Consider the following 22619-nt stretch of genomic DNA (forward strand, 5'->3'; position numbering starts at 1 on the left):
GGGGGATGACCACCGTGCCGCGGGAACAGACCGCCGCCTCCCCGCAGGCCCCGCAGGGCGGTGTCCTCGGCCGGCCGCTGGACAGCCGCGAGGACCCCGGGCTGCTGCGCGGCGAGGCCACCTACGTGGCGGACATCGACCTGCCCGGCATGGCCCACATGGCCATCCTGGGCAGCCCGGTGGCCCACGCGAGGATCCTCTCCATCGAGACCAAGGCCGCCGAGCAGCTGCCGGGCGTACTGAAGGTGGCCACGGCCGCCGATTTCCCCGACGTGATGCCGCTGCCCTGCATCTGGATACCCGGCGGGGTCGAGAGCCACTTCCCGCCCCACCCCTACGGACTTCCCGGCGCCCGCCCGGTGCTCACGGGCGACACCGTCCGCCACGTCGGCGACCCGATCGCCGCCGTCGTCGCCGAGACCCCGCGCCAGGCCGCCGCCGCGCTCGCCGCCATCTCCGTCGAGTACGAGCCGCTGCCCGTGGTCACCCGGGCCGACGCGGCCCTCGCCGAGGGCGCGCCGCAGCTGCACGAGGCCGTCCCCGGCAACCTGAACGCGTACTGGACCTGCGGCGACCAGGAGCGCACCGACGCCGCCCTCGCCGAGGCCGAGGTCACCGTCGAGCTGGACCTGGTGAACCAGCGCACCATCAACAGCCCCATCGAGCCGCGCGGGGCCGTCGGCGTCCACGACCCGTCCACCGGGGAGTACACCCTCCACGCCTCCACCCAGGGCCCGCACAACCACCGCTTCCTGCTGGCCGCGCTGGTCCTCGGCATCCCCTTCAACAAGCTCCGCGTGGTCGCCCCGACCGTCGGCGGCAGCTTCGGCACCAAGGGCTACCTGTACTCCGACATGGCGCTGGTCCTGCTGCTGTCCAAGGCGCTCGGCCGGCCCGTGAAATGGGTGGACACCCGCACCGGGCTGATGAACTCCACCGTCCAGGGCCGCGACCACCGCCAGCACGTCACCCTCGCCGGCACCCGCGACGGCCGCATCACCGCCTTGCGCTGCACCAGTTACGCCAACCTCGGCGCCTACCCCTCCACCATCGGCCCCGGAGTCGCCACCGCCCTGATGGGACGCTCCATCAGCGGCATGTACGACATCCCCGCCGCCTTCTGCGAGGTGTACGCCGCCTTCACCAACACCGTCCCGCTCGGCGCCCAGCGCGGCAGCGGGCGCGCCGAGGCCGCCTTCCTGATGGAACGGCTCGTCGACCGGTACGCCACGGAGATCGGCATGGACCCGGCGGCGGTGCGGCGCAAGAACCTGGTGCCGAAGGAGAAGTTCCCGTACGACAACGGCCTCGGCTGGACCTACGACTCCGGGGACTACGAGCGGAACTTCGACCGGGCCGTCGAGCTGTCCGGCTACGCCGGCATGGCCGCCCGCAAGGCCGAGGCCCGCGCCCGCGGCAAGCGCCTCGGCGTCGGCATCGCCACCTACGTGGCCGTCTGCGGGGTCGGACCCTCCACCCGGATGTCCAAGGAGGGCATGCTCGGCGGTACCTGGGAGAGCGCCAACATCCGCGTCCACCCGACCGGCGAGGTCACGGTCACCGTCGGCTCGGCCTCCACCGGCCAGAGCCACGGCACCGTCTTCGCGCAGGTCGCCGCCGACGAGCTGGGCATCGACCCGGAGCAGGTCCAGGTGTACGAGGGCGACACCCTCAAGGCCCCGTACGGGCAGGGCACCTACGGCTCCCGCTCGTACAGCATGGCCGCGCCCGCCATCGCGCTCACCGCCCGCAAGATCAAGAGCAAGCTGGTCAAGGCCGGGGCGGTCTTCCTGGGCGTCCCCGAGGACAAGGTCGTCTACCAGGGCGGCGGGGTGCACGAGGAGGGCAACCCGCAGAACGCCAAGACCTTCGCCGAGCTGGCCATGGCCATGTGGTACGGCTGGGGGCTGCCCCCCGAGATCGAGCCGGCCCTGGACGAGACCACCCACTTCGACCCGCCGGACTTCAACTACCCCTTCGGCACGCACATCGCGGTCGTCGAGGTCGACGAACTCACCGGCGAGACCGAGGTGGTGGACTACACCGCCGTGGACGACGCCGGCAACGTCGGCAACCCGAAGATCGTCCGCGGCCAGATCGAGGGCAGCATCGTCCACGGCCTGGGCCAGGCCCTGATGGAGGCCGCCGAGTACGACGAGAACGGCATCCTCCTCAGCCGCGACCTGGGCCACTACGCCCTGCCCCGCGCCGCCGACGCGCCCTTCTTCACCCTCGACAGGACCGTCACCCCCTCCCCGCACAACCCGCTGGGCGCCAAGGGCGCCGGGGAGATCGCCACCGTGCCGCCCGCCGCCGCTGTCGTCAACGCCGTCGTGGACGCCCTGTCCGACCTGGGCGTCCGGCACATCGACATGCCGCTCACCCCCGAGAAGGTCTGGCGCCGCCTGAGAGGGGAAACCCCGTGATCCTCGCCGAGTTCGACTACGCCCGGCCCGCCGGCCTGGAGGAGGCCCTCGGCCTGCTCGCCACCGCCCCCGGAGCCCGGGTGCTGGCCGGCGGCCAGAGCCTGCTGCCCGGCCTGCGCACCGGCGCGGAGCGGGCCCGCCTGCTGGTCGACGTACGCCACCTGGAGGAGCTGCGGGGGATCGCCCGCAGCGCCGGGACCCTGCGGATCGGGGCCCTGACCACCCTCGCCGAACTCGCCGCGCACCCGCTGGTGCTCGCCGAGGCCCCGGAGCTGGCCGCCGCGGCCCGCGCCAACGGCGACCCCCAGGTCCGCAACCTCGGCACCGCCGGGGGGAACCTGGCCGCCGCCGGGCCGGCCACCGACCTGCCCGTGGCCGCCCTCGTCGCAGAAGCCCTGGTGGAACTCGCCGGACCCGGCGGGCGCTCCACGGTCACCGCCGAGGAGTTCACCGCCTCCGGGGTGCCCGCCGGATCGGTGGTCACCGCCCTGCTGGTGCCCGCCGCCGGCCCGGCCGCCGCCTTCGAGAAGACCGCCGACCGGGCCACCCGCTACCCGCTGTGCGCCGTCGCCGTACGGATCACCGCCGACGGGCCGCGGATCGCGGTCACCGGAGCCACCCCCGGCCCCCTGCGCCTGCGCGGGGTCGAGGACCGGCTGCGCGGGGGCCCGTACCCGACCGACGCCGTACTCGCGGCCTTCCGCGCCGAGCCCCGGGAGCTCTTCGTCCCCGGGCGCGGCACCTCGGCCGAATACCTCGGCCATCTCGCGGGCGTGCTCACCGCCCGCGCGCTGGCCAGGGCGGCCCTGACCACCCCCTGACCGCCCCCAGGGGCCGCCGGGAGGAGGGGAGTTGACGACAGTGGCCGAACCGACCGAGACGACGACCACGGGAGACACCGTGCACCCAGCCGCCCGCGCGGCAGGCACGCCGAGACCGTCCGGCTTCTGGGTGGTGGGAGCGGTCCTCGTCCTGCTGATGCTCTCCTCCTCCGTGCCCTCGGCGCTGTACGTGCTCTACCAGGAGGAATGGGGGCTGTCCTCCGGCATGGTCACGGTGGTCTTCGCCCTGTACGCCGTCACCGTGCTCGCCGGGCTCCTGCTGTTCGGGTCCCTCTCGGACACCCTGGGGCGCCGGCCCGTGCTCGGCGCCGCACTGGTCCTGGCGATCGTCTCCATGGGCCTGTTCGCCGGGGCCCAGGGGCTCGGCCTGCTGCTCGCCGCCCGCGCCGTGCAGGGGCTGGCGGTGGGCCTGGCCACCGGGGCGATGGGCGCCGCCCTGCTGGAACTCAGCCCGCGCTCGCGGCCCGCGCTCGGCGCCCAGGTCAACAGCGCGGGCCCGACCGTGGGCATCGGCCTGGGAGGGCTCGGGGCGGGACTGCTCGTGCAGTACGCGCCCGCGCCGACCGTGCTGAGCTACCTGCTGCTGGCCGGGGCCTTCGCCCTCGCGCTGGCCGGGGTGGCCCGGATGGGGGAGAGCGCTCCGGTGGCGGGCGGCCGGCTGCGCGTGGTCCCGCACCGGATCCGGGTGCCGGCCGCCGCCCGGCGGCGGTTCGCCGTGCTCGTGCTGACCATCGTGGCCGTCTGGACCGTCGGCGGCTTCTACCTCTCGCTCGGCCCGCACCTGGCCCTGTCCCTGCTCAACAGCACCAACTACCTGGTGGGCGGGGCCACCGTGGCGCTGCTCGCGGGCGCCGCCACCGCCGCCCAGCTGCTCCTCGGCCGCACCGAGGCCCTGCGCACCGCCGTCCTGGGCCTGTTCGGGCTGCTCGCCGGGCTCGCCCTGGTGCTGCTCTCCCTGGGCATCGGCTCGGCGCCCCTGTTCCTCGCCGCCACCGCCGTGCTCGGCGGCGGCTGGGGGGCCGCCTTCCTCGGCTCCTTCCGCGCCCTCAGCTCGCTCGCCGAGCCGGCGCACCGCGGCGAACTCACCGCCGCCGTATACGTCTTCGCGTACCTCGCCATGAGCGTCCCGGCGGTCCTCGCCGGACTCCTGACCAACATCCACGGGCTGCAGCGCACCTCGGTCGGCTTCATGGCCGCCGTCGCCGGGGTGTGCGCGCTGGCCCTGCTGACGACCCTGCGGCTGGCCGCGCGCACCAGGGCCGAGGGGAGCAGCGTGTGAACACCGAGGAGCTGCGGGAGGCCCTCCACGGGCTGGAGATCTTCGCCGGGATCACCGAGGACCAGCTGGACTGGCTGGTCTCCGTCTCCGATCCGCGCGTCCTGGCCGACGGGGAGGTCCTCTTCCGCGACGGTGAGGAGGCCACCGGCTTCCACGTCCTGCTCTCCGGGGGACTCGTCGTCACCAAGGTCGTCGACGGCCGGGAGGAGGTCCTCACCCGGCATTCCACCGAGGAGGAGGGCGCGGCGGCCGAGGACCACGACGGCAAGCCCCCGGCCGCCCACCGCTTCACCGGGGAGCTGCCCCTGCTGACGGACGGCTCCTACGTGGCCACCGCGGCCGCGAGCGGGCCGGCGACCACCGTCGTCGCCTACCCGAAGCCGGTGTTCTTCGAGATGCTGACCCGCTGCCACGGGGTGGCCGCCGTACTGATCCCCGTGCTGGCCTGGCGGATCAAGTCCTCCGAGGTCCAGGCCCGCAAACGGGCCACCGTCGAGGCCCTCGGCACCCTGGCCGCCGGCCTGGCGCACGAGCTGAACAACCCGGCCGCGGCCGTCGCCCGCGCCGCGCAGGAGCTGGCGCCCGCCCTGGAGCGGCTGACCGCCACCGCCCACGCGTGGGGCGCCGCCGCCACCGGCGCGGAGCGGGCCGTACTGGACCGCTGCGCCGAGGAGCTGGACAAGCTCCCGCCGCCCGAGACCACCGACCCGCTCGCCCAGGCGGACGCCGAGGAGGAGATCGCCGACTGGGCCGAGGGCGCGGGCGCGGAGCGGCCCGGGCTGCTCGGCTCCGGGGCGGCCGACCTCGGACTGGAACTGCGCTGGCTGCTGGAGCGGCTGGAGGGGATCGGCGAGGACTCCCTGCCCGCCGCCCTGGACCACCTGGCGGCGCTGCTGGAGGCCCGCTCGCTGGCCGCCGAGCTGCGGGCCGCCGGGCCCAGGATCTCCCAGCTGGTCGCGGCCACCCGGGACTACGCCAACCTCGACCGGGCCCCCGAGCAGCGGTTCGCCGTGCCCGACGGGCTGGAGAACACCCTGGTCGTGCTGCGCTCCAAGCTCCCCGGCATCACCATCGTGCGGGAGTACGAGCCGGGGCTGCCCGAACTGACCGGCTATCCGAGCGAGTTGAACCAGGTGTGGACCAACCTGGTCGACAACGCGGCCGAGGCCATGGAGGGCGCCGGCACCCTCACCCTGCGGGTGCGGGCCGAGGGCGTCTGCCTGGTCGTGGAGATCGCCGACACCGGACGCGGGATCCCCGCGGACTCCCTGCCGCGGATCTTCGAGCCCTTCTACACCACCAAGGACGTCGGCAAGGGAACCGGCCTCGGACTGCACCTCAGCTACCGCATCGTGACCCAGCGCCACCGCGGGTCGATCACGGCCCGGTCCCGCCCGGGAGAGACCCGGATGATCGTGCGGCTGCCGCTCACCGGGGCCGCCGCCTGCGCCGAACCAGCGGCCGAACCAACCGCCGCTCACTGAAAGGGAGTCGAACATGGCCAAGTACGACATCGCCACGCTGCACCCGGTCTTCGTCCGCCAGATGGAGGCGCTGGCCGCCCTGGACATCGAGGCGGTGATGAAGAACTACACCGAGGACGCCGTGCTGTTGCGCTTCGAGGGCGTGTCGGTGGGCATCGACGCCGTTCGCGAGACCTTCACCGGATATCTCACCGTGAAGCCCACGCTGGTCGAACTCCAGGAGTACATCGAGACGGAGGACACCATCTTCTACCGGGCGATCATGAACCTGAACGGCGAGCCGGAGCACGCGTTCGGGACACTCGTCGTCCGCGATGGCCGGATCTGGCGCCAGACGGCCGGCTTCGGCAGCTGACGGCCCTTTCGTGGGTAGCGTGTGCGGGGAGGGCGGACGACGCCCTCCCCGCACACGTGAATGATTTTCGTGAAGGGGAGGCCATGGAGCAGGAAACCAACCGGGTGGAGGCGTTCAGCGACGGCGTATTCGCCATCGTGATCACCATTCTGGTGCTGGAATTGAAGGTTCCGGAAGAGCAGGGGTCGGCGTTGTGGCACGGACTCTGGGAACAGTGGCCGCACTACGCCGCCTATATCGTGAGTTTCCTCATCATCGGCGTGATGTGGGTGAACCACCACACGATCTTCAGTCACCTCAAGCGGGTCGACCGGCCGCTGTTGTTCCTGAATCTCCTGGTGCTGATGGTGGTATCGGTGATTCCCTACACCACCAACGTGCTCGCCGAGCACCTCACCGACGGGGAATCGGCCAACGTGGCCGCCATCCTCTACAGCGCGTGGACCGTCGTGTACGCTCTCGCCTTCCTGGCCTTCTGGTGGTACGTCACCCGGGTCGGACACCTCTTCCACGAAACGGTGGACAAAGAAGGGGCCCGGGCCACCCGCCTCCGATTCGGCCTCGGCGCGGTCGCCTACCCCTTGACCGTGGTTCTGTCCTTCTTCTCGGCACCTCTCACTCTCGTCGCACACTTCCTGATCGCCATCTACTATGCGGCGAACCAAATCCCGATCCCGCTCGTGGTAGAGGAAGAGCGGCTCGAATCTGCCAGCGACCTCAGGAAGTAGCCGCCCGGGCCTACGGCCGTTCTCCGCGGTCCAGTAGGGTCAAGGATCTAGTCTGGTCGCGGGGGAGGCCCAGATGGCTCGCGTAGTGCTGCCGGAGGATTCCACCAGGGATATCTCCGAATTGATCGAGGTACTGATCTCGCTTTTCTTCGAGTCCTTACCTCGGCGGGACCAGCGAAACTGGGCCCGCGTTTATCTGAACGGGCTCGTCCGCACCACCGGTAAGAAAACAATCCGAAACATCGCCGGAACAGGGGCCAGTTCCGTCGAACAGAGCCTCCAGCAGTTCATCAGTAAATCCCCGTGGGACTGGACCCCCGTACGCCGGTCCCTCGCCCAGCACCTGGAACGCACCGCGCAGCGCCCGCTGGCCTGGGTGGTTCAGCCCATGGTCATAGAGAAGGCCGGCGACCGCTCCGTGGGCGTCGGCCGGCAGTTCGTACCCCAGCTCGGCCGCACCGCCAACTGCCAGCAGGCCGGCGGGATCTGGCTCGCCTCCAGCGAGGCCAGCTTTCCGGTCGAATGGACCCTCACCCTCCCCGGCCCCTGGACCAGCGAACTGCTGCGCCGCCGCCGGGCCGGGATCCCCGACACCGCACGCTCCCTGACCCCCGCACAGGACGCCGTGCACGCCGTACAGCGCATGGCCGCGACCTGGCAGCTCCAGCGCCGCCCGGTCGTGATGGAGGTCTCCAACAGCGACCTCCCGCAGACCATCGAGGCCTTCGCCCTCCAGGACATCCCCTTCGTCCTCAAGGTCGACGGCTCCCTGCCCGTCTCCTTCGGCGGCACCGGCCGCCACAAACCGGGGCCGTACACCGCGCCCGCCCGCGAGCTGATCGACTCGCTGCGCTCCCAGCGCCGGGTCGTCGAATGGACCCGGCACGGCCGCACCGAGGGAGCGGTGACCCTGCTCACCTCGGCCGCCATCCTCGCCACCCCCGGCGAGGACCGCCCCGCGCCCGCCCCGCCCACCCCGCTGCTCCTGGTCGGCGCCTGGACCGAAACCTCCCTGCTGCCCTCCGAGTTCTGGATCACCAACATCGGCGACCGGCCGCTCGCCCAGCTCTTCCTGCTGGCCAAACTCACCGACCGGGTCTCGCTGGACTTCACCGAGACCTGCGAACCGGTCGGCATCCGTGACTTCGAGGGCCGCTCCTTCCGCGGCTGGCACCACCACGCCACCCTCGCCAGCGTGGCCCACGCGGCCCGCCTCCTCGGTACCGGCGGGCGGACCCCCGACCCGGTGCCCCGCAGCGCCCCCGCCCGTTACCCGGGCCCCGGCGCCGCCCGGCCGCCGGCGGCCGTACTGCCGCCCCGGCCGCTGATCCCCGGGCAGTCCGCCCGCCGCGCCTTCACCCGCTGATGCTCGACATCGCCGGGGCCCTGCGGGCCTGGTGCGCCGAGCGCCGCGAGTTCGCCCTTGCCACCGTCGTCGCCGTCAGCGGCAGCGCGCCCCGCGGACCCGGGGCCTCGCTCGCCGTCGACGCCGGGGGCACCGCGCTCGGCTCCCTCTCCGGTGGCTGCGTGGAATCCGCCGTGCACGAGCTGTGCCTGGAGGCCATCGCCTCCGGGGTGGGCGGCGTACACCGCTTCGGCTACAGCGACGACGACGCCTTCGCGGTGGGGCTGACCTGCGGCGGGATCCTGGACGTGCTGGTCACCCCGGTGCGCGGCCAGGACCCCGTACGGCCCGTGCTCGGCTCGGTGCTCGACGCCGCCGCCGGCGGGGCGCGGGCCGCGCTGGCCCGGGTGGTCTCCGGCCCGCCCGGCCAGCTCGGCCGCGCCCTGGCCGTGCACGCCGACGGCTCCTGGGAGGGCGGCCTCAGCGGTGGGGCCGCCCTGGACCGGGCCGCCGCCGAGCGGGTCCGGGCCCTGCTGCTGGCCGGTCGGACCGGCACCGCCGAGCTGGGCACCGCCGGCGGGCTCTGCGGGGAGCCGCTGACCCTGCTGGTGGAGTCCGCCGCCGAACCGCCCCGGCTCATCGTCTACGGAGCGATCGACTTCGCCTCCGCCCTGGCCCGGGTGGGGGCCTTCCTCGGGCACCGGGTCACCGTCTGCGACGCCCGGCCCGTCTTCGCGACCCCCGCCCGCTTCCCCGGCGCCGACGAGGTGCTCGTGGACTGGCCGCACCGGCACCTGGCCGCGGAGGCCGGCGCCGGGCGCCTGGACACCCGTACCGCCGTGTGCGTCCTGACCCACGACGCCAAGTTCGACGTACCGGTCCTCGCGCTGGCACTGCGGCTGCCGCTGGCCTACATCGGGGCCATGGGATCGCGCCGTACCCACGCGGAGCGGACGGCCCGGCTGCGCGCCGAGGGGGTGACCGAGGCCGAGCTGGCCCGGCTCAGATCGCCGATCGGCCTGGACCTGGGCGGCCGCACCCCGGAGGAGACGGCCCTGTCGATCGCCGCCGAGTTCACCGCCGCCCGGCACGCGGCCCCGGCGACCCCGCTGACCGGCGGCCGGTCACCGATCCACCGCCGCGGCCCGGCCGCCGCTAGCCGGCCTGGGCCTTCACGTGGTCGATGACCCGGCGCAGCTCATCGGTCGGGGAGAAGTCGAGGAACTCGGTGTCGGCCAGTGCCACGGGGATGTGGCCGGGGGCCCAGTAGAAGGCGTCGCCCTCCGCGTACTCCTCGTCCCCGTCCGCGGTGTGCATCCTGAGGCGGCCCTTGGTGACGTAGCCCCAGTGCGGGCACGGGCACATGTCTCCCGGCAGTCCCTGCACCGGCCCGGTCATGTCGGTCCCCTCGGGGAGGTGGAAGAACCCCACGCTGAGGCCCCCGCCGATCTCCTCGACCCGGAACTCGAGATCGCCGCCCTTCACCTCGACGGTCGCCTGTTCCCACGTCGTCTTCGTCATGGCTCCTCCCGGCCGGTCGGTGCTTTTCCCCTCCTTCCACTGTCCGCCCGGCGGGTCGTTCCCGCCCTGCGGGACCAAAGTCCCGTAGGAAAGGACCAGGCGGCCCGGAATGTCCTGGACGATCAGCCCGGGCGGTGTAAACGCCAGGGCGTGGGAGAATGAAGTACGTGCGTTTCCTCGGCTGGCTGCCCCGTCGAGGCCGTAGAAAGATCCTTCGATCGACTGGGATGTTCAGCACGTGCGTTTCCTCAATGACCTGAAGCCGCCGTACGACCTGACGTACGACGATGTGTTCATGGTGCCGAGCCGCTCCGCGGTCGGCTCCCGTCAGAGCGTGGACCTCTCTTCGCCCGACGGCACCGGCACCACCATTCCCCTCGTCGTGGCGAACATGACCGCCATCGCGGGCCGCCGGATGGCCGAGACCGTCGCCCGCCGCGGTGGGATCGTCGTCATCCCCCAGGACATTCCGATCGAGGTCGTCACCGACGTCATCTCCTGGGTCAAGACCCGCCACCTCGTGCTCGACACCCCGATCACGCTGGCGCCCACCCAGACCGTCGCCGACGCGCTGTCGCTGCTGCCCAAGCGCGCCCACGGTGCCGGCGTGGTCGTCGACGCGGACAACCGCCCGGTCGGCGTCGTCACGGACCACGACCTCACCGGCGTGGACCGCTTCACCCAGCTCTCCGAGGTCATGTCGAAGGAGCTCCTGCTCATCGACGCCGACATGGACCCCCGCGACGCCTTCAACCAGCTCGACGCGGGCCACCGCAAGCTGGCCCCGGCCGTCGACAAGGACGGCCGGCTCGTCGGCATCCTGACCCGCAAGGGCGCCCTGCGCGCGACCCTGTACACGCCGGCCACCGACGCGAACGGCAAGCTGCGCATCGCGGCCGCCGTCGGCATCAACGGCGACTTCGTGGGCAAGGCCAAGCAGCTGCTCGACGCCGGCGTGGACACGCTCGTCATCGACACGGCCCACGGCCACCAGGAGTCGATGATCAGCGCGATCAAGGCCGTGCGCGCCCTGGACCCGCAGGTCCCGATCGTCGCCGGCAACATCGTCGCCGCCGAGGGCGTCAAGGACCTCATCGACGCCGGCGCCGACATCATCAAGGTCGGTGTGGGCCCCGGCGCCATGTGCACCACCCGCATGATGACCGGCGTGGGCCGCCCGCAGTTCTCCGCGGTCCTGGAGTGCGCGGCCGAGGCCAAGAAGTACGGCAAGCACGTCTGGGCCGACGGCGGCGTCCGCCACCCGCGTGACGTGGCGATGGCGCTGGCCGCCGGCGCCTCCAACGTCATGATCGGCTCCTGGTTCGCCGGTACGTACGAGTCCCCGGGCGACCTCCAGCAGTCGGCCGAGGGCCGGCTGTACAAGGAGTCCTTCGGCATGGCCTCGGCGCGTGCCGTGCAGAACCGCACCTCGGAGGAGTCGGCCTACGACCGCGCCCGCAAGGGCCTCTTCGAGGAGGGCATCTCCACCTCGCGGATGTTCCTCGACCCGTCCCGCCCGGGCGTCGAGGACCTGATCGACTCGATCATCGCGGGCGTCCGCTCCTCCTGCACCTACGCCGGAGCCGGCTCGCTGGCCGAGTTCGAGGAGAAGGCCGTGGTCGGCATCCAGTCCGCCGCCGGCTACGCCGAGGGCAAGCCGCTGCACGCCAGCTGGAGCTAGTCCCCAGCCGTCCCCGTGGCCCCGTCCCTGCCCTCTCGGGCCGGGGCGGGGCCACGGGCGTGTCCGCGGGTCCCGCGCCCGGTCAGGAGCCGGGCTGGCGCGTCGAGGTGTGGACGCCCGCACGGTACTTGGGTATCCGGACGGTGACCTTCATCCCGGCGCCGACCCCCGTCTCCACGACGAGCCCGTAGCCGTCCCCGTACACCTGCCGCATCCGCTCGTCGACATTGGGCAGCCCGATCCCCGAAGAGGACCCCGCCCGCTCCCCGGCCAGGATCCGCCGCAGCCGCGCAGGATCCATCCCCACGCCGTTGTCCTCGATGGTCAGCACCGCCTCCGAGCCCGCGTCCCGCGCCGCGATGGTGATCCGGCACTCCTCGGTGGAGTCCTCCACCCCGTGCTTGACGGCGTTCTCCACCAGCGGCTGCAGACACAGGAACGGCAGCGCCACCGGCAGCACCTCCGGCGCCACCTGCAAGGTCACCTTCAGCCGGTCCCCGAACCGGGCCCCGGCCAGCGCCAGGTACCGCTCGATGGAACGCAGCTCCTCGGCGAGGGTGGTGAACTCCCCGTGCCGCCGGAAGGAGTAGCGCGTGAAATCGGCGAACTCCAGCAGCAGCTCCCGCGCCCGCTCCGGATCGGTCCGCACGAACGAGGCGATCGCCGCGAGGGAGTTGAAGATGAAGTGCGGGGAGATCTGCGCCCGCAGCGCCTTGATCTCCGCCTCCATCAGCCGGGTCCGCGCCCGGTCCAGCTCCGACAGCTCCAGCTGTACGGAGACCCACCGCGCCACCTCCGTCGCGGCCCGCACCAGCACCGCCGACTCGCGCGACCCGTACGCGACCAGCGCCCCCAGCACCCCGTCCTCACCGGTCAGCGGCGCGAACACCGCCCACTTCAGGGGGCAGCCGGGACGCTGGCACTCCGTACGCACGCTCAGGCTGCGCCCCGACTCCAGCATCACCGCCACCCGGGCCATCGCCCGCCGCTGGTGGTGATCGGCGCCCGGCCCGTCCCAGGCCAGCACCGCCTCCCGGTCCGTCAGGCACAGGGCCTCCGTCCCGAGCAGCGAACGCAGCCGCCGCGCGGCCTTGCGGGCGGCGTCCTCCGTCAGGCCCGCGCGCAGCGGGGGAGCGGCCAGCGAAGCGGTGTGCAGGGTGTGGAAGGTGGCCCGCTCGACCGGGGTGCCCAGGTCCAGCCCCGCCGCCCGCTCCCCGCGCCGCGCCTGCCACCGCCCCCCGGCCCAGCCCAGCCCCAGCAGCAGCGCCGCACCCAGTACCGCCAGCACCGCCGGCGCCGCCCCGGTCACCAGGCGCCCCCCGCGGCCCGCTCCCCGGCCACGTCCTCGGGCAGGTGCAGCCGCGCCAGCGCGGCCGCCGTCCCCGCCGGGATCCGGGACCGGGTGGCCAGCGACACCAGCACCATCGTCAGGAACCCCAGCGGCACCGACCACACCGCCGGCCAGGCCAGCAGCGCGTGCGCCCAGCCCTGCGGGGCCAGCCCGCTGCGGGTGGCCAGCACCGCGCCCAGCGCCGCCCCGCCGCCGGTGAGCAGCCCGGCCACGGCGCCCGGCGGGGTCAGACCCCGCCACCAGATCCCGAGCACCAGCAGCGGGCAGAACGAGGACGCCGACACCGCGAAGGCCAGCCCGACCGCGTCCGCGACCGGCACCTGGGTGGCCACCACCCCGCCCGCCAGCGGCACCGCCATCGCCACCACCACCGCCAGGCGGAAACTCCCCACCCCGCGCCGCGGCAGCACGTCCTGGTGCAGCACCCCGGCCACCGCCATCGTCAGCCCCGAGGCCGTCGACAGGAACGCCGCGAACGCCCCGCCGGCCAGCAGCGCCCCCAGCAGCTCCCCGAGCAGCCCGCCCAGCATCCGCTCCGGCAGCACCAGCACCGCCGCGTCCGCGTTCCCCGCCAGCGCCAGCTCGGGTGCGTAGATCCGGCCCAGCGCCCCGTACACCTGCGGCAGCAGGTAGAAGACCCCGAGCAGCCCCAGCACCACCAGGGTGGTGCGCCGGGCGGCCCGGCCGTCGGGGCTGGTGTAGAAGCGCACCGCGACGTGCGGCAGGCCCATCGTGCCGAGGAAGGTGGCCAGGATCAGCCCGTACGTGGCGTACAGCCGGTGCTCGCGCTCGCCCCCGGACAGCGGCTTCGACCAGCCGGGCGAGTCCGGGTCGCGGCCCGCGCGGGACTCCGGGACGGCGGTGCCGGGGGTGAACTCCAGCCGGGTGCGGGCCGCCACGGAGTGCCGGCCGGCCGTCAGGGTCAGCGGGGCGCCCGCGTAGGTCCGCCCGTCCACCCGGCCCGTCACCGTCAGCGTCAGCGGGGCGTCCACCGACAGCCGGACGTCCTGCCCGAGGGTGACGGCGGTGTGCTCGCGGAAGACCGCCGGGGCGTCGAAGGAGGCGCGCGGCGCGCCGTCCCCGGCCCAGGCCGCGAGCAGGAAGCAGGCGGGCACCAGCAGGGCGCAGAGCTTGAGCCAGTACTGGAAGGCCTGGACGAAGGTGATGCTCCGCATCCCGCCCGCCGCGACGGCCGCCGTCACCACGAAGGCGACGACCACCCCGCCCGCCCAGTGCGGGGCCCCCGTCAGCACCGTCAGGGTCAGCCCGGCCCCCTGCAACTGCGGCAGCAGGTACAGCCAGCCCACCCCGAGCACGAACAGCACCGCGATCCGCCGCACCGCCTGCGACTGGAGCCGGGCCTCCGCGAAGTCGGGCAGCGTGTACGCGCCCGAGCGCCGCAGCGGGGCCGCGACCAGCACCAGCAGCACCAGGTACCCGGCCGTGTAGCCGACGGGGTACCAGAGCATCTCCGGCCCCTGGAGCAGCACCAGCCCGGCCACCCCGAGGAAGGAGGCGGCGGAGAGGTACTCCCCGCTGATGGCCGCCGCGTTCAGCCGGGGGCCGACGGTGCGCGAGGCCACGTAGAAGTCGGAGGTGGTCCGGGATATCCGCAGACCCAGCGCGCCGACCAGCACCGTCACCAGGACGACGACGGTGACCGCGGTCAGCGCGTACGTCTGGTTCACCGGGGGTCCTTCGACGGGGGAGGGGGTGCTGGGAGTCTACGCAGCCCCTCCGACCGCACAACAGGCACGATCCGGCCCGCGCCCCTGCCCTGCCCGGAGCCGTCAGAGGGCCGGGTCGCGGTGTTCCGCGCAGTCGCGCAGGGCGATCTCCAGCTCCACGTACGACTCCTCCGCGCGCCGGAAGGCGAGGGTCAGCGCCGCCTCCGCGCGCGGCGGCAGCTGGCAGCGGGTGCCCTCCTGGGCCTCGTACAGGACATCGGCCCACCGGGCGGCCGCGCTGCGCAGCCGGGCCAGCAGCGCCTCGGCCTCGGCGGGGCCCGAGGCCCGGGTCCGGGGCAGTCCGCTCAGCGCGTCCAGCAGCGCCTGGATCTCGGACATCTCGCTCCTCCCGGGCCGGATGATCCACGATACGTACGGCCCGGCCCGGCGTCGGGCCGCCGAGCGGCCCCCTGCGGCCGACGGCCCCGTCGGATCGCCGTACGCCCGTCCCCGCGCGACGAACGGCGCGTTGGTACGCCGGACGGTCGGGCTCCCGGGGTCAGTGGGAGGGGCAGACCGCGCCGCCGACGTTGTCGGGAAGGTACCCGGCCCGTTCCTGCGCGGTGAGGTCGCGGTCGACGGCGTGGCAGATCTTCTCGATCGCCGCTTCGGGCTGGAAGAGCACGTCCCACAACCGCGCGGTGCCGTCGGCGCTGCCCGTGGCGAGGGTGTGCCCGTCGGGGCTGAACGCGACCGACAGCACCGCGTTCTTGTGGCCGGCGAACTTCGCGCGGGCGTTGCCGGTGGCCGCGTCCCACAACCAGACGGTCCAGTCGGCGCTGCCGGTGGCGAGCATGCGCCCGTCGGGGCTGAACGCCACAGCGTTCACCGCGTAGAAGTGGCCGTACATCGTGTCGCGGGGCTTGCCGGTCGCCGCGTTCCACAACCGCACGGTGTGGTCGTTGCTGCCGGTGGCGACGGTGCTTCCGTCGGGGCTGAACGCCACCGCCTCGACCGGAGCGGTGTGGCCGGTCAGCTCGGCCCGGGTGGTGCGGGTGGCCGTGTCCCACAGCCGCACGACGTTGTCGCGGCCGGTGTCGTCGCTGCCGGCGATGGCGAGGGTGCGCCCGTCGGGGCTGAACACCACCGCGTCCACCCAGTCCGTGGAGCCGGTGTTCGCGATGCTGCCCGTGCCCGTGGCCGTCACCCAGAGCCGCACCGTCTTGTCGTCGCTCGCGGTGGCCAGCGTGTCTCCGTCCGGGCTGAACACCACGGACTGCACCCAGTCGGTGTGACCGGTCAGTGTGTTGAGGTGTTTTCCGGTGGCCGCGTCCCACAGCCGGACGGTCTTGTCGCCGCCGGTGGCGAGGATGTGCCCGTCCGGGCTGAAGGCCACCGCGCCCACCCAGTCGGTGTGGCCGGTGAGTGTGCTGCGGTACTTACCGGTGGCCGCGTCCCACAACCGTATGGTCCTGTCGCCGCTGCCGGTGGCGAGGGTCTTTCCGTCCGGGCTGAACGCCACCGAGTTCACCCAGTCGGTGTGGCCGGTCAGCGCGGGGCGGTTCGCACCGACGGTCATGTTCCACAGCCGTACGGTGCGGTCGGCGCTGGCGGTGGCGAGGGTGCGCCCGTCGGGGCTGAACGCCAGCAGGTCCACCGCGTCGGTGTGCCCGGTCAGCGTGCCGCGGGTCGTGCGGGTAGCGGTGTCCCACAGCCACACGGTGTGGTCGACGCTGCCGCTGGCTAGGGTGCGTCCGTCGGGGCTGAACGCCACCGACATCACCTCGTCGGCGTGCCCGGCGAGCGTGGCACGGGCTTTGCCCGTGGCCACGTCCCACGACCGTACGGTGTGGTCGGCGCTGCCGGTGGCGAGGACGCGCCCGTTGGGACTGAACGCCACCGCCCCCACGCTGTCCGTATGGCCCCTGAGGGTGGTGCGGGTCGCTCCGGTGGCCGGGTCCCACAGCCGTGCGGTCCCGTCGGCGCTGCTGCTGGCGAGGGTGCGTCCGTCGGGGCTGAAGGCCACCGCGTACACGTCGTCCTTGTGGCCGGTGAGGGTGGAGCGGGCGGTGCCGGCGGGCAGGTCCCACAGCCACACCGTGTCGTCGGCGCTGGCGGTGGAGAGGGTGCGTCCGTCGGGGCTGAACGCCACCGCGTACACGTCGTCCGTGTGGCCGGTGAGGGTGGAGCGGGGCTTGCCGGTGGCCGCGTCCCACAGCCTGACGGTCTTGTCGTCGCTGCCGGTGGCGAGGGTCTTTCCGTCCGGGCTGAAGGCCACCGATTCCACTCCCTCCGTGTGGCCGGTGAGCGTGGTGCGGGTCGTTCCGGTGGCCGCGTCCCACAGCCGGACCGTCTTGTCGGCGCTGGCGCTCGCCAGGGTGCGCCCGTCGGGGCTGAACGCCACCGACCACACCTCGTCCGTATGGCCGGGCAAGCGCTGCCGCAGCGGGCCGGAGGCGTTGTACCCCAGGCTGTCGACGGCCTCGGGAGTGCGGTGGGTGCGGTACGCCTGGACGGCCAGCAGCGCGGCGAGGTCGGGGTTCGCGCCCATGAACGTGTTGGACTGGGCGGCGAGCTGCCGGGACAGGGCCTCCTGGCGCTGGGTGACGGCCGTCCGCCACTGCCAGACAGCGCCTCCCACCGCGATCAGCGCGAGGACCAGCAGGGTGGCCAGGACCATGTTGAGGCGTCTGCTGCGCCGGATGACCGCCTGCTGGCGCTCGTGGCTCGCGGTCAGGAAGGCCGAGATGTCACTGGGCAGGCGCCGCTGCCGCGACCAGTCCAGGCCCTCCGCGAGGGCCGTTCCGCCGAGCAGGTCCCCGGGGTCGTTGCCCGCGGCCCAGCGGGCCCGCCGGTCGCGGGTGTGGTCGAACCACTCCTGGAAGCGGTGGTCCTGGCTGACCCACTCGCGCAGCATGCCCCAGTCCTGGATGAGCGCGTCGTGGATCAGCTCGGCGACCGGCGGCCCCGCAGGGGCGTCCGGGTGCCCGGGAACGAGGGGGGTGTGCGTGGTGATGATGCGGTGGCGGGTGAGGGCGGCCAGCACCGCGTTGAACGCGTCGTCGCCGTCGGGCCCGGCGCCGGGGTCGGCCGCCAGTTCGCGCAGTTCGTGCAGGGGGACCTGCGCGCGGATGGCCGGGATGTGGTGGGCCAGATCGGCCGGCCGCACCAGGGAGGTCAGGATCCGCTGTGCGATGGGCCGGTGTTCGGGGGGCAGCTGGTCCATGGCCGTGTCGCACCACGTGGTCAGGCTGCCGGTGACCCCGCCGATGCGCCGGTACGCCTCGTGCGTGAGGAAGCCGTCCTGGCGCCTCTCCCACAGCTGGCTGAGCGTCAGCTCCAGCAGGGGCAGTACGGTCACAGGTGCCTCGCGGGACGCGGTGCCCTCGGGGGTGGTGGCCAGGACGTCGCTGATGATCTGCTCGGGCAGTCCGGGCTGGAAGCGCGCTCCCGTGCGCGCGGCCGGCAGGGTGATGATGTCGTGCAGGTCCTGCTGGCTCAGGGCGCTCGGCACGTTGAGCAGTCCCGGCATCGCGGCCTCGAACATCCGGGCCAGGGCTGCCAGCTGGGGGTAGAAGTCGTCGCGCATGATCAGGATCACGCTGAGTTCGGCCCCCGACTTGACCGCCGCGGTGATCTCGTTCGTGGCCGCCAGCCGACGCTCGTGCTGGGGGCCGCTCGCGGACTGGGCGAGCAGCTCCTCGAACTGGTCGATGACCAGGACGACGCGCCGGTAGGAGGGTTCGGCGGCGAGCCTGCGCGTGACGGCCGCGGGGATCCCGTCGGTGGTGACCCCGGGCAGTCCGGCCCGCTCGAGCTCGGCCAGCAGGTCCTGCCTCGGCCGGGCGACCACGGGCAACCAGCGGTCGCTCTGCGGTAGTTCACCCGCCGCCAGTGCGGGCAGCACGCCCGCCTCGACCAGGGAGGACTTGCCCGAACCGGAGGGCCCGAGCAGCAGCGTGAGCCGCTGCTGGCGGGCCAGGTTCGCCAGTACCTGCCGCACGGCCTCCGCACGGCCTTCGAACCACTGGGCCTGCTCGGCGGTGAACGGCTCCAGCCCCCGGTAGGGGCACACCTCCTGCTCGGTCAGTTCGGGCCACACCTCCCGCAGCACCTGGGTGGGCGTGACGTAGGCGATCTCCTGCCCCCGCTCGTGCTCGTCCGGTGCGGCGATCTCGGTGAGCATGCCGATGACCAGGCCCGTCACCTCGTCGACGACCGGACCGCCGCTGAAGCCGGTGGTCAGGTCGTTGGCGGAGGTCAACTGCAGGTACACACCCCTGTCCTCGGTCGCCGGCAGCAGATCGCCGGCCACCCCGAAGCCGAAGTGCCCGCCGGGCGGGGCCTGTGCGGGGAAGCCGAACGAGCGCACCGGGTGGCCCCGGCAGCCTGCCGCGCTGCCCACCGGCAACCCCGCCATGCCCTCCGAGGTACCGCGCAGGCGCACGACGGCCACGTCCGCGTCCTCGGGGGCGCGCCACGCCTCCTCCAGGACGCGTCCCTCGATCCGGGGCGCCCCGGCCAGGTGGGGGAAGGCCAGCCGTACTTCGCCGCCCGGCCTCGATCCGGCCCCGCGCAGGACGTGCGCACAGGTGACCAGGACGTCCTCGGAGAGCAGGAAGCCCGCTCCGGCCACCTCGCCGTCCGGCCCGAGGACCTGGGCGACGTTGGAGAGCAGTTGCGATGAGCGGCCGCTGTCGGGCCTCATGCCGGTGATGGCCACGGGATCAGTCCTTCGACGCCCCTCTTCAGTATGGGCGGATCAGGCATATACCGCATTCCGGCACAAGGTGCACTCTCTAGCCGGTGGCCTGGCGCATCAGGAGGTCCCGGAGCTGGCGGGCGTGGCGGCGGCTGACCTGGAGTTCCGCCGAGCCCACGCGGACGCTGGTGGTGCCCGCGTCCAGGCGCAGTTCGTCGATCCGGGCCAGCGCCACCAGGTGGCGGCGGTGGATCCGGACGAACCCGCGCGCCGCCCAGCGCTCCTCCAGCGTGGACAGCGGGATCCGTACGAGGTGGCTGCCCTCGTCGGTGTGCAGCCGGGCGTAGTCCCCCTGGGCCTCCACGTACGCGATGTCCGCGATCGCCACGAACCGGGTGACCCCGCCCAGTTCGACCGCGATCTGCTCCGGGGCCCGGTCGGCGGCGCCGACGGTGGCCGGCTCGGCGGCCGGGCGGCGCGGCGCCGGCCCGCCCGGCTGCGCCTCCTGCGTCTGCGGCTGGCCGGGCCGGCCGAGCAGCGCGCGGGCCCGGCGGACGGCCTCGGCCAGCCGCTCCGGCCGCACGGGCTTGAGTACGTAGTCCACCGCCTTGAGGTCGAAGGCCTGCACGGCGAAGCCCTCGTGCGCGGTGACGAACACGATCAGCGGCGGCCGGGCGAACCCGGCCAGCAGCCGGGCGATGTCCAGCCCGGTCAGCCCGGCCATCTGGATGTCCAGGAAGACCACGTCGATCCCGTCGGGCCCGTCCGGTCCGCTCTCCAGGGCCCGGGTGATCCGGCGCAGCGCCTCGGTGGCGTCGGAGGCGCCCTCGGCGCTGAGCACCCGGGGATCGGAGCGCAGCAGGTAGAGGAGTTCCTCCAGGAGCGGCTTCTCGTCGTCGACGGCCAGTACGCGCAGCATGGGGCGAGTCTAGGGAAGGCCCGGGCCCCCGCAAACGGAGCGCGGCCCCCGCCCAGGGGGGAGGAGGGCAGGGACCGCGCGGTTCCGGTTGTGGGGGGTTACTTGGTGATGAGGGTGCCGTCGGGGGCGACGGCGTACCAGGTGCCGCCGACGCCCTGGCCGTTGGTGTCGCCGGCCTTCTTGTCGCCGGTGAAGGTGTACACGGGCCAGCAGTTCACCGTCTGCTGCTTCTTGCCGTCCGGGCGGTCCAGGACCAGGTAGTTCTTCTCGATGATCCCCTTGGCGTTGGCCTTGTCCACCGGCGGTACGACCGGCCACTTGGCCACGCAGTCGCCCTCGCACTTGGAGACCATGGGCCAGGCGGTGTCCGGCTTGAAGCGGTAGACGGTCATGCCGTTGCCGTCGACGATGTGGTCGCCGAGCTTGGGGTCCTTGGCCACCGTCAGGGCGCCCGAGGTCTGGCCCGCTCCGGCGGGGGCGGGGGCCGCCTTCGCGGCCTTCTTGCCGTCGGGGGCGAAGGCGAACCAGGTGCCGCCGACGCCCTGCCCGTTCAGGTCGCCCGCCTTGGTGTCCTTGGCGAAGCGGTACGCGGGCCAGCCCGCCACCGTCAGCTGCTTGCTGCCGTCCTTGCGGACCACCTCGCCCAGCAGCGCCGGGTCCATGCCCGCGGCGGCCGTGACCTCGCCGGCCGCGACCACCGGCCAGGCCTTGGCGCAGTCCCCGTCGCAGTTCGAGGTGGGCGGCTTGGCGGTGTCCTTGTCGAAGCGGTACAGGGTGAAACCGGCGCTGTCGGTGAGCACCGAGCCCAGCTGGTCGGTGGCGGCGATCGCCAGCTGCCCGGCCGGCTTGGCGTCGCCGGCCTGCTGGGCGGGCTTCTCGCTGCCGTAGTTGTCCGCGGCGGGAGCCTGGACGGAGGCGGCTCCGGCCGGCTTGGTCGCGTCGGCCTTGTCGTTCCCGCCGCAGGCCGTCGCCGCGAGAGCGACGACGACCGCGACCGCAGCCAGGGAAGTTCCGCGCTTGATGTCCATGGTGTTCTCTCCCGTGTGGTGTCTGCCGTGCCCGTCGCCGGAACCTCGGCAACGTGTGGAGGACACGGCGGCACGGGAGCGAACCGTTCAGCGGGACTGGTATGGCGTGTTTCACTCACCTTCCGTCGAACCCGGCCCGGCGCAGGGCCGTGACCACAGCGAGGCCGAGGACCTGGTGTCCGGCGTCGTTGGGGTGCAGTCCGTCCGCGAGGTGCTCGGGTCCGAGCAGGTCCCGGCCCGGCAGCAGGGCGAGCCGGCCGTCCCCGGCGGCGATCCGGTCCCGGGCGGCCCGCTCCATCGCGTCCCGCAGCGCGCCCAGGGTGGCGCCGAGGCGGTTGGGGGTGCGTTCGGCGTCGGGGCGCAGTACGGGGGACAGGAGCAGCAGGGGGGTGCGCGGGTGGCCCTGGCGGACCAGGTCGAGGAACACGCGCGTGGTCTCGTACAGCAGCGGGGCGGTGAAGGGCACGCGGGACCAGCAGTTGGTGCCGAAGGCGAGGGTGAGGACGTCGGCGGGGAGCGCGGCGAGCTGTTCGGCGGTGGCCAGCTCCCCGCGGGCGGCGCCGGCGTAGCCGAGGTTGACCGTGTCCCAGCCCAGGGCCCGGCCGACGACCGAGGGCCAGCCGTGGGCGGGGCGGGTGGACCACCAGCCCTCGGTGATGGAGTCCCCGTGCACCACCCAGCGGGGAGCCCCGGGGGCGGGGGCGAGCTCCCCGCCGATGCCGCGCAGCCCCAGGATCCGCGGGGACTGCCCCTCGGGCGGGTGCAGGGTGAACGGCCCGCTCTGCCGGGGCAGTTCGAGGCGTACGACGGACTCCGCGGCGGGTTCGGTGAACACCTCGGTGAGCAGCCCGTGCCGGTTCCACAGGGCGAAGCCGTGCGAGAGGTCGCGCAGCGCGTCGGTGGGGCCGGGCACGGTGGCCCGGTAGCGGATCTCCACCGCGTGCGCCGCCCGGGTGGTGAACTCCAGCCGCACCCCTATGGGGAGGGTGGCGCGCTCGCCGGTGTCCCAGGGCAGCCGCATGGTGTCGGCCGGGTCGGCGCGCACCGGGCGGCCCCCGTCCAGCCAGGAGACCCCGCGCAGGAAGGGTCCGGGGTCCTGCCACCGCCCGTCGGGGCCGGGTGGTGGTGCCACGGGTGGGGTCACTCTTCGCCTCCGGCTCGTCGCAGCGGGTGCGGATCCATGGCGGCACGCTGCGACAGTTCTGACGCAGTGTCAAGGGTGGGGTCCGGGGGACTTATGCAGCGATCGATCATCCGTGCGCAACAAACGACCACCTCGAGCAGATCCGCG

Annotated in this window: 17 protein-coding genes; 9 read left to right on the forward strand and 8 right to left on the reverse strand. The window is 73.4% G+C overall.

The annotated features are described in order from the left end of the window. Positions 1-5: 5 nt before the first annotated feature. From OOK34_RS23890 to OOK34_RS23925, 8 genes are all read left to right on the forward strand, one after another. Positions 6-2426, forward strand: coding sequence for a xanthine dehydrogenase family protein molybdopterin-binding subunit (locus tag OOK34_RS23890; RefSeq protein WP_267035895.1), 2421 nt, complete (start codon positions 6-8; stop codon positions 2424-2426). Beyond that, complete coding sequence (locus OOK34_RS23895) at positions 2423-3247, forward strand: xanthine dehydrogenase family protein subunit M (RefSeq protein ID WP_267035896.1); 825 nt, start codon at positions 2423-2425, stop codon at positions 3245-3247. Before OOK34_RS23890 ends, OOK34_RS23895 begins: the two co-directional genes overlap by 4 nt. 40 nt (positions 3248-3287) lie before the next feature. Continuing rightward, positions 3288-4547, forward strand: coding sequence for an MFS transporter (locus OOK34_RS23900; RefSeq protein WP_267035897.1), 1260 nt, complete (start codon positions 3288-3290; stop codon positions 4545-4547). Next, entirely contained in the window at positions 4544-6031 is a 1488-nt protein-coding gene (locus OOK34_RS23905) for an ATP-binding protein (protein WP_267035898.1), read from the forward strand. Before OOK34_RS23900 ends, OOK34_RS23905 begins: the two co-directional genes overlap by 4 nt. Before the next feature lie 13 nt (positions 6032-6044). After that, a complete protein-coding gene (locus OOK34_RS23910; RefSeq protein WP_267035899.1) occupies positions 6045-6386 on the forward strand; it encodes a nuclear transport factor 2 family protein in 342 nt (113 codons plus the stop codon). 83 nt (positions 6387-6469) lie between these two features. Next, positions 6470-7114: a TMEM175 family protein gene (locus OOK34_RS23915; protein WP_267035900.1), complete on the forward strand. Its 645-nt coding sequence runs from the start codon at positions 6470-6472 to the stop codon at positions 7112-7114. 73 nt (positions 7115-7187) lie between these two features. Beyond that, positions 7188-8480 carry a transposase gene (locus OOK34_RS23920; protein WP_267035901.1) on the forward strand — a complete coding sequence of 431 codons (1293 nt, stop codon included), beginning with the start codon at positions 7188-7190 and terminating at the stop codon, positions 8478-8480. Continuing rightward, positions 8480-9646, forward strand: coding sequence for an XdhC/CoxI family protein (locus OOK34_RS23925; protein ID WP_267035902.1), 1167 nt, complete (start codon positions 8480-8482; stop codon positions 9644-9646). The genes OOK34_RS23920 and OOK34_RS23925 overlap by 1 nt, the downstream gene beginning before the upstream one ends. Here OOK34_RS23925 and OOK34_RS23930 read toward each other — a convergent pair. After that, positions 9615-9980: a hypothetical protein gene (locus tag OOK34_RS23930; protein ID WP_267035903.1), complete on the reverse strand. Its 366-nt coding sequence runs from the start codon at positions 9978-9980 to the stop codon at positions 9615-9617. The genes OOK34_RS23925 and OOK34_RS23930 overlap by 32 nt on opposite strands. Before the next feature lie 217 nt (positions 9981-10197). Between OOK34_RS23930 and OOK34_RS23935 the strand changes: the two genes are divergently transcribed. Continuing rightward, positions 10198-11661 (forward strand): GuaB1 family IMP dehydrogenase-related protein, encoded by a 1464-nt coding sequence (locus OOK34_RS23935; RefSeq protein ID WP_267036886.1) that lies wholly within the window; start codon positions 10198-10200, stop codon positions 11659-11661. 82 nt (positions 11662-11743) lie between these two features. Here the strand turns inward: OOK34_RS23935 and OOK34_RS23940 are convergent, their stop codons facing one another. From OOK34_RS23940 to OOK34_RS23970, 7 genes are all read right to left on the reverse strand, one after another. Continuing rightward, on the reverse strand, positions 11744-12970 hold the full coding sequence (locus OOK34_RS23940) for a histidine kinase (RefSeq protein ID WP_267035904.1): 1227 nt from the start codon (positions 12968-12970) through the stop codon (positions 11744-11746). Next, a complete protein-coding gene (locus tag OOK34_RS23945; RefSeq protein WP_267035905.1) occupies positions 12967-14700 on the reverse strand; it encodes a cation acetate symporter in 1734 nt (577 codons plus the stop codon). Before OOK34_RS23945 ends, OOK34_RS23940 begins: the two co-directional genes overlap by 4 nt. 102 nt (positions 14701-14802) lie before the next feature. Next, on the reverse strand, positions 14803-15078 hold the full coding sequence (locus tag OOK34_RS23950; protein ID WP_267035906.1) for a hypothetical protein: 276 nt from the start codon (positions 15076-15078) through the stop codon (positions 14803-14805). A 160-nt stretch (positions 15079-15238) separates the two neighbouring features. Then, positions 15239-19402, reverse strand: coding sequence for a trypsin-like peptidase domain-containing protein (locus OOK34_RS23955; RefSeq protein WP_267035907.1), 4164 nt, complete (start codon positions 19400-19402; stop codon positions 15239-15241). A gap of 76 nt (positions 19403-19478) precedes the next feature. Further along, positions 19479-20300, reverse strand: coding sequence for a LytTR family DNA-binding domain-containing protein (locus OOK34_RS23960; protein ID WP_267035908.1), 822 nt, complete (start codon positions 20298-20300; stop codon positions 19479-19481). Between the two features lie 98 nt (positions 20301-20398). After that, the gene (locus OOK34_RS23965; RefSeq protein ID WP_267035909.1) at positions 20399-21328 is read right to left on the reverse strand and encodes an SCO0930 family lipoprotein; all 930 of its coding nucleotides are present in this window, start codon (positions 21326-21328) and stop codon (positions 20399-20401) included. Between the two features lie 115 nt (positions 21329-21443). Next, positions 21444-22472, reverse strand: a complete 1029-nt coding sequence (locus tag OOK34_RS23970; protein ID WP_267035910.1) for a GDSL-type esterase/lipase family protein — start codon at positions 22470-22472, stop codon at positions 21444-21446. Positions 22473-22619: the final 147 nt, after the last annotated feature.

It is taken from the genome of Streptomyces sp. NBC_00091 (assembly GCF_026343185.1).
In the GTDB taxonomy this organism is placed as follows: domain Bacteria; phylum Actinomycetota; class Actinomycetes; order Streptomycetales; family Streptomycetaceae; genus Streptomyces.

Coding starts and splice junctions, on each gene's coding strand:
- OOK34_RS23915 (WP_267035900.1), top strand. CDS start 6,470: ATGGAGCAGGAAACCAACCGGGTGGAGGCGTTCAGCGACGGCGTATTC.
- OOK34_RS23950 (WP_267035906.1), bottom strand. CDS start 15,078: ATGTCCGAGATCCAGGCGCTGCTGGACGCGCTGAGCGGACTGCCCCGG.
- OOK34_RS23925 (WP_267035902.1), top strand. CDS start 8,480: ATGCTCGACATCGCCGGGGCCCTGCGGGCCTGGTGCGCCGAGCGCCGC.
- OOK34_RS23960 (WP_267035908.1), bottom strand. CDS start 20,300: ATGCTGCGCGTACTGGCCGTCGACGACGAGAAGCCGCTCCTGGAGGAA.
- OOK34_RS23910 (WP_267035899.1), top strand. CDS start 6,045: ATGGCCAAGTACGACATCGCCACGCTGCACCCGGTCTTCGTCCGCCAG.
- OOK34_RS23965 (WP_267035909.1), bottom strand. CDS start 21,328: ATGGACATCAAGCGCGGAACTTCCCTGGCTGCGGTCGCGGTCGTCGTC.
- OOK34_RS23930 (WP_267035903.1), bottom strand. CDS start 9,980: ATGACGAAGACGACGTGGGAACAGGCGACCGTCGAGGTGAAGGGCGGC.
- OOK34_RS23890 (WP_267035895.1), top strand. CDS start 6: ATGACCACCGTGCCGCGGGAACAGACCGCCGCCTCCCCGCAGGCCCCG.
- OOK34_RS23920 (WP_267035901.1), top strand. CDS start 7,188: ATGGCTCGCGTAGTGCTGCCGGAGGATTCCACCAGGGATATCTCCGAA.